This is a genomic window from Gemella sp. 20925_1_85 (genome assembly GCF_041433735.1).
GTDB lineage: Bacteria > Bacillota > Bacilli > Staphylococcales > Gemellaceae > Gemella.
Window position 1 is genome coordinate 1 of the sequence record NZ_JAPWCC010000063.1, and the last position, 651, is coordinate 651.

Consider the following 651-nt stretch of genomic DNA (forward strand, 5'->3'; position numbering starts at 1 on the left):
CACAAATTTACTATTAATAAAAGACCAAAATATAACTATGGAGGATAAACTTGATTTAATTAATGTGGATGGTCAAGATACATTCATATTTCATGGAGCTTTATCATATGAACCAAAGTGTTGTACAAACTGCGGTTGTATGAAAGAAGGAAATAATATAGTTAAAAATGGATTCGGCAATCCTTTAAAAGTAGCTTTATTAAAGATATCAGAATGCCCTACATACCTTAGATTAAAGAAACAACGCTTCAAATGTAGAGAGTGTAATTCTAAGTTTTGTGCTGAAACATCATTTGTACAAAAGCACTGCAGTATATCAAAAAATCTTATACTTTATATTATGAAGAATCTATCTAAAACATTATCTTTTAAAGATATAGCTGAATTAAGTAATGTATCAGTATCTACAGTAGTAAGAGTAATGAAATCATGTAAAGAGGCAGTAGAAGTTAAGACTCATTCAAACCTACCAGAACACCTATGTTTCGATGAGATAAAGTCAACTAAAGATAGTAAAAATGGGATGAGCTTCGTATTCTTGGATGCTAAAACACATGACTTTATAGATATTGTAGATGGAAGAACGCAACATATATTAAAACAATACTTTATGAGATATTCAAGAAAAGTAAGAAAGAAAGTAAAAACGAT

Annotated in this window: 1 protein-coding gene; it reads left to right on the forward strand. The window is 29.0% G+C overall.

The window, feature by feature from the left end; translation table 11 throughout:
* Positions 1-651, forward strand: a 651-nt coding sequence (locus O3884_RS09015; RefSeq protein ID WP_371453057.1) for a helix-turn-helix domain-containing protein, incomplete at both ends; no start/stop codon positions are given.